Here is a 9,942-nt window from a genome sequence, read left to right on the forward strand (position 1 = left end):
CTTGACGCCCTGAATGATTCTGACCCACTGAATGACTGACGGAAAGGACATCATGACCGACGGTTTCGACGGACTGTTCGAACGGGTGACGGTGATGCACGCGACCGATCGATGGGCCGGGGTCAGCGCCGACGTCGAGGCGGTCCTGGGGTCGCCGAAGTTCTCCGACGGATCCACCTGGGCGGCGTGGGATGCGTTGAGTGTCTCCGACGAGACGGACGGACCGGAGTGGTCCCTGCTCGCCCGCACGTCCGACCTGCCGGCCACGATCGAACGCGCCCGATCACTCGGCTGGCAGGTCGGCGAGACGTCGGCCGGAGGTCACGAGACGCGGGTACCGCTACGGTCACCGGCCGGGTTGGCGGTCATCGCCTACACCCCGGCGTCGTGATCGCCGCGTCCCCCGCGACGGTGGCGCGAACGCAGGACCTCGGTCGCGAGTTCGGCGCGGTTCCGGAGGCCCGCCGCGTCGAAGATCCGGCTGATGTACTTCTTCACCGACAGCTCCGACAGCGAGAGACGTCCCGCGATCTCGGCATTGCTGAGACCGTCGCTGACGAGCTCGGCGACCTCGCGCTGCCGCGGGGTGAGTCGTGCCAGCGGGTCGACCGGCTCGTGGGCCGCGGTCACCGTCGTGGACCTCGCCCGGAGCTGCCGCGCCAGGATGCGCAGCGCGAGCAGGTCCGACTCGTCCCACGGGCGCACACGGTCGAACATCCCCACCAGGGCCTCACCGTCGGCGAGCGGCAGATGCAGGGCCGAGGCGGTCTCCATGTCGTTGGGGTGCAGATAGTCCACGACGTACGAGCGTTGCGGGACCGGCAGCCGCGACAGTTCCTCCAGGGTGGCGAAGCCCTCGGCGGTCAGGACTCGGCGTGCCCGCGGCAACGCGAAGATGTCCTTGTCGCGCCAGCGTTCGCGGTAGTCCCGCAACAACGGAGCAGCCGCACCTGTCAGGAGCGGAGCGGGGTCATCGAAGATCTCCGAGTAGGTCCGGCCGTGGAAGAACGTCACATCTCGCACCCCGAAGTAGGTCGAAATGGCCTCGACCAGGCCTTCCTTGAAGCGCTGACCGCCTGCCGAGTTCTCGCATTCCTCGAGCACCGCGAGAACACCGAGCATCTGCCGGCGGGACAGCACGTCCTGCCATCCCCCTCGCGCCGCGGACGCACCGATGCCGCCGCCACTGGGGGCATCCGGCTGAGAACTACCGCGCATACCCGACAACAGTACCCACCGGCCGTGGACCGCAGGCCCCGGTCGACCATTTCCCCCGAATCGAGAGATCGCTGCTCATGACCATTTCCGCCGACGCAGTCGAGCCCGCCCACCAGGCCCGCTCCCACTCTCTGGGGGACATCCCGCGACGCACTGCTGCGCGGACGCCCCACAAGCTCGCGGTCGTCCACCGCGACACCCGCCTGAGCTTCCGCGAGTTCGACGACGCCATCGACCGTGTCGCCGCAGCGCTGCACGCATCCGGCCTGCGCAAGGGTCAGACCCTCGGCATCCTGTCGCACAACTGCTGGCAGTTCCCCGTCGTGGTGTTCGCGGCCGCTCGAATCGGAGTCGTCACCGTCCCGATCAACTTCATGCTCACCGCCGGCGAGATCGCCTACATCCTCGACGACTGCGAGGCGTCGGGACTGATCGTCGAGGACGCCCTGGTCGCCACCGCGCAGCAGGCGATCGACGCATCGTCGGCGACGGTCGCGGTGCGCCGGGCGATCCCCCTCGGATCGCCCGGCGACGGCGCGGACTGGCCGTCCGTCGACGACTGGCTCCAACATCCGGCCGGGCCGCTGCCCGACGTCCGGATCGCCGACGACGACGTCATCCGGATCATGTACACCTCCGGAACCGAGTCGCGTCCCAAGGGTGCGCTGCACTCCAGCCGCACACTGATGTGGCAGTACATGAGCTGCGTCGTGTCGGGCGGGATGAGCGCCGACGACATCGAGGTGCACTCGCTTCCGCTCTACCATTGCGCGCAGCTCGACAACTTCCTCGTCACCGACGTCCTCCTCGGTGCCACCAGCATCATCGTCGACCGTCCGGACCCCGAGACCCTGCTGCGGACCGTCGAGGCCGAGGGCGCCACCAAGCTCTTCTGCCCGCCCACCGTGTGGATCTCACTGCTGCGCTCACCGCACTTCCGCCCCGAGTCGCTGTCGTCGCTGCGCAAGGGCTATTACGGCGCCTCGGCGCTGCCGGTCGAGGTGTTGCGTGAACTGACCACCCGCCTACCCGGCCTGCAACTGCGCAATTTCTACGGTCAGACCGAGATGGGTTCACTCGCGACCGTGCTGGCGCCGGAAGACCAGGCCACCCGGGGTGGCTCGGCCGGACGGCCTGCGCTGCACGTCCAGACGCAGATCGTCGACTCCGACGACCGGCCGGTGGCGGCGGGGGTGGTCGGAGAGATCGTGCACCGCAGTCCGCAGGTGACGATCGGGTACCTCGGGCTACCAGCGAAGACGGCAGAGTCGTTCCGCGGCGGATGGTTCCACAGTGGCGATCTCGGCTACCTCGACGACGACGGATACCTCTGGGTGGTCGACCGTCAGAAGGACATGATCAAGACCGGGGGCGAGAACGTGTCGAGCCGGGAGGTCGAGGAAGTGCTGTTCGAGCTTCCGGAGGTCCGCGAGGCCGCCGTGATCGGCATACCGCACCCTCACTGGGTGGAGGCGGTCGCAGCCGTTGTGGTGCCCGCTCCCGGCCGCACCATCGACCCGGAGTCGATCACGCGTCACTGCCGGGATCGGCTCGCCCCCTACAAGATCCCGAAGTTCGTGATCGCGGCCGATTCCCTTCCGAAGAACCCGAGCGGGAAGATCCTCAAGCGGGACCTCCGCGACCGCTATGCCGAGACCGCACCCGGGCAGAGCTGAGGTCGCCCGACTCTCACTACCGGCCGAGCCGCACGACCACACCCCGGTCCCCGTCGACGAGGACGCGGTCGCCGGTCTCGAGTGCCTGGGTGCCCACCAGAGTGTTGACCACACAGGGCAATCCGTACTCGCGGGCCACGACCGCGCCGTGCGACACCGAGCTTCCGATGTCGGTCACCAGGGCGGCGATGACGGTGAAGTACGGCGTCCAGCCCACGTCGGTGACCGGGGCCACCAGGATCTCCCCACGCTGGACGGCACGGGCCTCCACGATCGACTTCGCGACGCGCACCACCCCTTCGACGCTGCCCCGCCCCGCGGGTCGGCCGACGATCCGGTCGCCGGAGGCACCGCGCGCCGGAGCCACCACTCGCGGGGACGGTCGTCCCACGGACACGTCGTCGAACTCGAGAGAGTCCTGGAACGACAACGCTTCTCGACGACCGCGCGCCCGCTGCACGAGGTCGGCGATGTCGGTGGAGTCGATGATGCGCTGCAGTTCCGCGCGGTCGAAGAAGAAGACGAGGTCGGCATCGGGCAACCGGCCGGTCTCGGCCAGGACGCGGCCGAGATGACGGTAGCCCCGCTTGAGCGCATGGGCCATGAGCGCCATCCGCGACTTCGTCTCCTCTCGTCCGCGCGCACCTCGCTGCGCCAGGCGGGCAAGGAGCCTGATCGTCGCCGACGGGTGTTCATCGACGGTGACGCGAACCGGTTCCCGGTCGGTCCCGTCGACCGCCGACCGCACCATCACCTGCATCATCGCGCCCAGTCCGGCGGGGTCGTCGGCCCAGGACGGGTCTCGCATACAGAGTTCTCGGTACCCGCGGTGACCGTGCCGATCGAGGAACGCCCGCAACCGGGACCCGGCATCGCCGGAGGCCCCACACAGTGAGGTGACCGCCTCATCCGTTGCCGCGGAGAGGAATCGCTCGGCGGCCATGGGGTCGCCGGCGATGGTGCGCACCACCGAGTCGAGTTCGGCGAGCATCAGTGCGCTCTCGACCTCCGAGGCGCCGGCCATGAGCCGGGCCGCGTCCGCTTTGCCGTCGTCCTCGGTGCGCCCCTCCTTGACCGCCTGCCGGACCAGGACACTCTCGAGGACGTTGGCCGCCACCGCGGCCCGCGACGACGACCGCACATGGGTCAGCGTGATGTCGCAGTACTGATGGACGCCGGCCTCCAACTGTCGCAGCACCTCTCGCGGGTCGGAACTCGACGGCACCTCGAACCCGGCGATCTCCCCGGGCAACCGACGAATCGCCGGCCCCACCGAGAGCGCGTGCGTGGTCAGCCGGATCGTGTTGCCGACCTTGCGCCGGAAGGGCTGCGGCGGCTTGGGTTTCAGTTCGTCGATGACCCGACCACAGATCGATGTGGAGAACTGTTCCAGCGAGTTGCCGATGATGCCGGAACTCAGCGCCGTGCCCTCGGTCAGGTTGAGGAACATGTGTCCGTAGAAGTAACCGACCTGAAGCCACGGCTTCTCGTACCGCTCTTGTCCTCGCGCCACCACCTGCACCATCTGCATCGCGTAGTCGATCGCGAACCCGGACACCGACGCGGTCAGCGGACAGAACGCGCCCGGCATCATCTCGCCGATGTTGCACCGTGTGTAGACGTGGTCGGCGCCGGCCACCGGCGAGTCCATCTCGTTGAGATCGCCGGGGAGGGTGGTGATCGGGCGGGCCTGCAGCCACCACAGCTCCCCTGACTCGTCGATGGCCCACTCGAGGTCCATGGGACGGCCCCAGTCCTGCACGGCGAGAAGGGCGCCCGACCGGATCTGCGCGATCTCCGACTCCGACAACACCGGTGCCGCAACGGCTTCCTGTACCAAGACCGCGCCGTCCGGGTCGAGGACGATGTGATCCGGGGAGGCCGTCCCATCGACGAGCGCCTCGCCGAGGCCGGCGACAGCATCGATCACCATCAGATCGCGACGCCCCGACGTCGGGTCCGCGGTGAACACGACCCCCGCGGCACGTGCGTCGACCATTCGCTGGACCACCACATGCATGGTCGCGTCGGTCTGACCGCTGTAGGCCGACGCGCGGCGGGAATGCACCGACGCGGCACACGTTCGCAGTGCGTCGGCGAAGGCCTCGGCGGTGTCCACGCCCAGCACGGTGTCGTACTGGCCGGCGAACGACTGATCGTCGCCGTCCTCCCCGACCGCCGACGACCGTACGGCCACCGGCGCGACACCGGCCGAGGCCATTTCGCCGAACCTGGCGGTGACGGTGTCGAGATCACCTGACGACGAGGCGTCGGCGACGACGAATCCCGTCGGTACCGGCAGACCGAGCCGACGAAGCCGCGCGAGGCCCGCCGCCTTGCCGCCGTAACGGTCGTCGATGACGTCGTCGAACTCGACGGCGGCTGGCGTCATCTCGAACCTCCGAGCGCGTCGACGATCTCGGCGAGCGCATCCACCTCGATCGGGCCGGGCTGATACAGGCAGATGCGGTCGGACACCCCGTCGACCCGGTCACGGATGTGCGCAGCCACCTCCTTCGGAGATCCGCACGCGGCGATCGTGTGCAGCATCTCGTCGTCGATGAGTCCGGCCATCTCCTGCCAGCGACCCTGCTTCGACATCGCGTTGAGTTCGGGCTGCAGGTCTCCCCACCCGTGTGCGTCGAGCACCGGACGGTACGCCGGGGTGGAACCATAGAACGCCAGCAACATTCGCGTCGACGCGTGGTCGTCGCCTCGCCCCGCCACAGTTGGCCCGCTCGCTTCGCTCCCGGCGCCCGTCGCCACGGACACGATGATCTCCGGCACCACTTCGAAGTCCCGCTCGCTGCGTCCCGTCGCGGCGAGCCCTTCGCGAACCGCAGGCAGCGTCGTCTCGTGCAGGAAACGCTTGGTCCCGAATGGCATCACCAACAGGCCGTCGGCCACCTCGGCGGTCGCACGGGTGAGTCGAGGTCCCAACGCGCCCAGGTAGATCGGCGGGGGTCCGTACGGGTTGGGCCCCGGTACGAAGGTCGGCGTCATCAGGGTGTGTCGGTAGTATTCACCGCGGAAGTCCAGCCGCTCACCGTCGTTCCACGTCGCGAAGATCGCACGCAGCGCGCCGACCATCTCCTTCATCCGCTCGACCGGGCGGTCGAACTCGGCTCCGTAGCGCTTCTCGATCTGCGCACGCACCTGTGTACCGAGCCCCAGGATGAAACGCCCCTCGCTCAGCAGTTGCAGGTCGTTGGCCTGGTGGGCCAACTGGATCGGGTTGCGCGGGAACGCGATCGCCACATTGGACATGATGTCGAGGCCCTCGACCGCCGACGCCAGCACCAGCGGGGTGAAGACGTCGTGCGGACCCTCGAAGGTGAACACTCCCGACGCGCCCGCCTCCTTCAGAAGCGTCGCGCGCTCGACCGCATCGGTCGGGTTGAACAAGGCCGTCATGATCTTCATGCCGCCCCCTACCGGGCCCCGTCGGTCCAGTCGGCGAAACCCGACGGGTGGTGCGGCCCGATGACGCCGTGCTCGAACAACCCGGCCCCCCGATGAACGGTGCCGTCGGCGTCGGTGCACACCGCGACCCCGACATGGTCGATGAGGCTGAAGGGCGCGCGGGCCATGACCTCGGGGTCCGTGAGGTCGTACGTGACGCGCTCGGCGAAGGGCCCCTCCTTCCAGGTTCCGTGGGCCCACGACGAGTCACCGCCGTAGCCGGAGCCGAATGCGATGGGCGCGTACAGTTTCGACTCGACATCGAGCTCGATCCGATCACCGGCCCGGTTCAGGAACTCGATGTGCGCACCGCGCGGGATCCTGGTCCCGGGAGTGTAATCGATGGTGACCCGCACGCCGTCGAGTTGCTCGACGCGCCCGTCCCGCCGGCGCCGCGTGCAGTCGTACAGACTGCGATGTCCGTCCGGATCCTCCTGCAGGATCAGGAACAGCTGGAAGTCGTCGAAGGCCAAGGGCAAGTACAGCCACCACATCCCGCGGAAGGCGGCATCGGGCCGCCCGGCCGGCTCGGCTTCACCGACCGGCCGGATGCCCCAGGACCGGTCTCGGCTCGCCACACTGGTGTCGTGGTCGACGGTGAGCCGCTCGCCGTCGACGTCGATCCATCCCTCCCACGACCCCACCTGCGCGAATCGGCAGGCTTCCAACGTCACTCGCCGCTCGGTGAGCATGTCGTGTGGTTTTTCGAGCGCCGCCGGAAACAGGCCCCGCCACGTCAGGTCGGCGGCGATGCCCTCGGTCTCGGCGAGGGTCAGGTGCATCTCCTGTAGCGGCTCGACGACATCGAGGCGGTAGCCGTTGACGTTCTGGTGAAGACGGTCGTCGTCGATGGCGTCGCTCAGATGCACCGCGGTCTGGGTGTCACCGCGGCGAATGACGAAGTAGGCGTCCTTGACCCCGAGCCGCGGGTAGTAGCCGATGCCGGTCAGTGCCATGAAGCGTCCGTCGCGGTCGAGCACGTTGAAGTACGAGCGGTCGTAGAAGTTCCGGTCGGAGGTCGCCGGCCACGTGATCGGTGCCGGTGTCTGGTGGATCGGATATTCGTCGAGTGGGCTCAGTTCCACGGACACTCCCTCAAATACGATGCAGTCTGTATTGCAATTATGCTGGGTCTCATGACAGCAGAAGGCCGCAGGGAAAACAAGAGGTCGATGCCCTCGACACCCGGACGGCCCCGCGACGGGCGGATCGACGCCGCGATCATCACGGCGACCCGCGAGCTCATCCTCGAGACCGGCTACCCCGCGCTGTCCCTGTCGGCGATCGCGGCCCGCGCCGGTACCACCACGGCCGCCATCTACCGGCGCTGGTCGGGCAAGGCACAGCTCGTCCACGAGGCGGTGTTGTCCGCCGAGCTCCTGGAGCCGCCGGCGGGTTCCGGCGATGTCCGACAGGACATCCGGGCACTCGTCGAGATCGTGCGCGCCATGTTCAACCGGCCCGAGGTACGCGTGGCACTCCCCGGCCTGATCGCCGACACCGTGGCGTCACCCGAGGTGCACGGCCAGATGATCGCCCGGCTCGCCGGCGACCTCACCGCTTTCGAAACCCGGTTCGGCCAGGAGCGCCGCGATGACGACCGGCTCCCGATGCTCGCCGAGGTCGTGGCGGGCACCGCGATCTTCCGCATCCTGATCCGCAGCGACGCCGCACTCGACGACGCATGGGTCGACCAGATGGTCGAGCTCATCACCGAACGGTGGCCGATGGACTGACCGGCCCGACCACCCATCTCAAGTCATGAGATTGCGGCAGTTTCGTCCGCGACGCGGACCGATCTGCCGCATCTCGCCGTCGCACCGGCCTCGGGTCAGGCGAATACGGCCACCGTCTGGGAACCGGTGACGATGGGCTGGCCCGCAGCGTTCCATATCGTCATCGACTGATGCGAGTAGCCGTCTCCGGTATGCGTCGCGGCGGATTCGAGGAGTAGCCACTCGTCGGGTTGCGGCAGGACGTCGGTGCACAGGTGAACGGTCCAGGTCATGGTGCCGACCGGCGCCCACTCGACGAACGAGGTCATCGCCGCGGGCGGCAGACTGTCGGCCAGGGCGACGAGTGCGACCGCGGGGTGCACACCGCTCGCATCTCGATGACGCACCCAAGCGAGCAGCCGAGGTTCGTCGCCCGCGAGCGGCATGCCGCCCCCGGCCCGCCGCATGTCGAAGTTGTCGACGAAGGCCGGCGTCGTCGACAAGTCTCCGGCGAACGGCGGGCACTGCGTCGGATCGGCGGCAGCGGGCGGGACGAGCGTGTCGTGCACGACGCCGCTCGGGCGGGGACTCGCGAACACCAGCGTCGCGTGCGCCGCCACCTGATCGCGGCTGCGTGCCGTCACCGCGACGCTGGTGGCGGATCGTCCGCGCCGCATCTCGTTTGCGGTCAGCTCCACCGAGTCGATGACCGGCGCGACGAAGGCGAATTGGGCCGCTCGCAATGGCGGTAGGTCTGCACTCGCCGTGTTCAGCGCCGCCTGCACCGACAGCGCGGCCGTCAATCCGCCGAAGGCGGTGCGGCCTTGCGTCCACGAGTCGGGTACCGCGAACGGCACGTCCGCATCGAATCCATCCACCAGGCCGGACAGTGCGGGGCTCATTCGCTACCCCGTCGGTTCGTTATGACGATCGTCATAACGAGGACGCTACGCTAGACCCTCGTCGGAGCCAAGCGAGGACCGACGCGGCTACCGGCGAAAGAGGCATACCCCTGATCACCCTGCGTGACGATTTCCGCGGCAACGGCTTCGACCCCCAACGGTGGATCGACAGCTACCTGCCGCACTGGTCGACGCCCTCTCGGTCCGCGGCTCGACGCCTGACCTCCGACGGTCGGACACTGCTGTGCATCGACGACGATCAGCCCGCGTGGCGTCCGGAGGAGTCGGGGATGCGCGTCTCGAGCGTGCAGACAGGCCATCGCGCCGGCCCGATCGGCAGTCCGGTCGGTCAGCACGCCCACCGGCCGGATCTCGGGGTGACCAGCCATCGCCCGTCGGAGATCCTCTTCGCTCAGCGTCACGGACGCTTCGCGGTACGGATGCGCGCAATTCCCGATCCGGCGTCGATGGTCGCCTTCTGGCTGCTCGGCACCGAGGAGCGGCCGGAGGAATCGGGCGAGATCTGCGTCGCGGAGATCTTCGGACCCGCCCCCGGCGAACCCTGGAGGCTCGGCGTCGGTGTGCACCCCCATCGCGACCCGCGCATCGTCGACGACTTCTCCGCCCTCGAGATGACGACGGATCTGGCAGACCTCCACGACTACGCCGTCGAATGGTCACCCCATCGGCTCGTGTTCACCGTCGACGGGCGCATCGTCAAAGAGGTGGAGCAGGCGATCGACTACCCGATGCAGCTCATGCTGAGCATCTTCGACTTCCCCGACCGCGCAGTGCCCGGATCGTCGCTCGCCTACCCGCGAATCCTGGACGTGACGAGCGTGCAGGTCCGCGGTTTCGACGCGGGCGCGAGCAGAAAGAAGCGACCCACCCCTGCCCCCTGATCCGAAAGACCCACCCCTGCTCCCTAATCCGAAAGAACCGCATAACCCCTGGTCCCTGAGGTGCGAG

At 68.4% G+C, this 9,942-nt stretch carries 9 protein-coding genes; 4 read left to right on the forward strand and 5 right to left on the reverse strand.

Features of this window, described 5'->3' with window-relative positions; genetic code table 11:
- The first annotated feature begins 31 nt into the window (after positions 1–31).
- Positions 32–391, forward strand: a complete 360-nt coding sequence (locus ACFW3F_RS09405) for a hypothetical protein (protein WP_388056562.1) — start codon at positions 32–34, stop codon at positions 389–391.
- Here ACFW3F_RS09405 and ACFW3F_RS09410 read toward each other — a convergent pair.
- The gene (locus tag ACFW3F_RS09410) at positions 373–1,218 is read right to left on the reverse strand and encodes a LuxR C-terminal-related transcriptional regulator (RefSeq protein WP_388056564.1); all 846 of its coding nucleotides are present in this window, start codon (positions 1,216–1,218) and stop codon (positions 373–375) included. The two genes, ACFW3F_RS09405 and ACFW3F_RS09410, sit on opposite strands and share 19 nt — an antisense overlap.
- A 77-nt stretch (positions 1,219–1,295) precedes the next feature.
- Between ACFW3F_RS09410 and ACFW3F_RS09415 the strand changes: the two genes are divergently transcribed.
- Entirely contained in the window at positions 1,296–2,894 is a 1,599-nt protein-coding gene (locus ACFW3F_RS09415) for a fatty acyl-CoA synthetase (protein ID WP_388056565.1), read from the forward strand.
- A 16-nt stretch (positions 2,895–2,910) separates the two neighbouring features.
- On the opposite strand, the gene ACFW3F_RS09420 is transcribed toward ACFW3F_RS09415, so the two are convergent.
- The 3 genes from ACFW3F_RS09420 to ACFW3F_RS09430 are packed head-to-tail and all read right to left on the reverse strand — an operon-like array spanning position 2,911 to position 7,441.
- Positions 2,911–5,286, reverse strand: coding sequence for a PEP/pyruvate-binding domain-containing protein (locus ACFW3F_RS09420; RefSeq protein WP_388056567.1), 2,376 nt, complete (start codon positions 5,284–5,286; stop codon positions 2,911–2,913).
- Positions 5,283–6,317: a TIGR03617 family F420-dependent LLM class oxidoreductase gene (locus ACFW3F_RS09425; protein ID WP_388056569.1), complete on the reverse strand. Its 1,035-nt coding sequence runs from the start codon at positions 6,315–6,317 to the stop codon at positions 5,283–5,285. The genes ACFW3F_RS09420 and ACFW3F_RS09425 overlap by 4 nt, the downstream gene beginning before the upstream one ends.
- 8 nt (positions 6,318–6,325) lie before the next feature.
- Entirely contained in the window at positions 6,326–7,441 is a 1,116-nt protein-coding gene (locus tag ACFW3F_RS09430) for a hypothetical protein (protein WP_388056571.1), read from the reverse strand.
- 51 nt (positions 7,442–7,492) lie between these two features.
- Here ACFW3F_RS09430 and ACFW3F_RS09435 point away from each other — a divergent pair, with 51 nt between their 5' ends.
- Positions 7,493–8,092, forward strand: a complete 600-nt coding sequence (locus ACFW3F_RS09435) for a TetR-like C-terminal domain-containing protein (protein WP_388056573.1) — start codon at positions 7,493–7,495, stop codon at positions 8,090–8,092.
- Between the two features lie 95 nt (positions 8,093–8,187).
- Here the strand turns inward: ACFW3F_RS09435 and ACFW3F_RS09440 are convergent, their stop codons facing one another.
- Complete coding sequence (locus tag ACFW3F_RS09440; protein ID WP_388056575.1) at positions 8,188–8,973, reverse strand: thioesterase family protein; 786 nt, start codon at positions 8,971–8,973, stop codon at positions 8,188–8,190.
- 290 nt (positions 8,974–9,263) lie between these two features.
- Here ACFW3F_RS09440 and ACFW3F_RS09445 point away from each other — a divergent pair, with 290 nt between their 5' ends.
- The gene (locus ACFW3F_RS09445) at positions 9,264–9,875 is read left to right on the forward strand and encodes a glycoside hydrolase family 16 protein (protein WP_388056577.1); all 612 of its coding nucleotides are present in this window, start codon (positions 9,264–9,266) and stop codon (positions 9,873–9,875) included.
- Positions 9,876–9,942: the final 67 nt, after the last annotated feature.

It is taken from the genome of Gordonia sp. NPDC058843, assembly GCF_042743165.1.
Lineage (GTDB): Bacteria > Actinomycetota > Actinomycetes > Mycobacteriales > Mycobacteriaceae > Gordonia.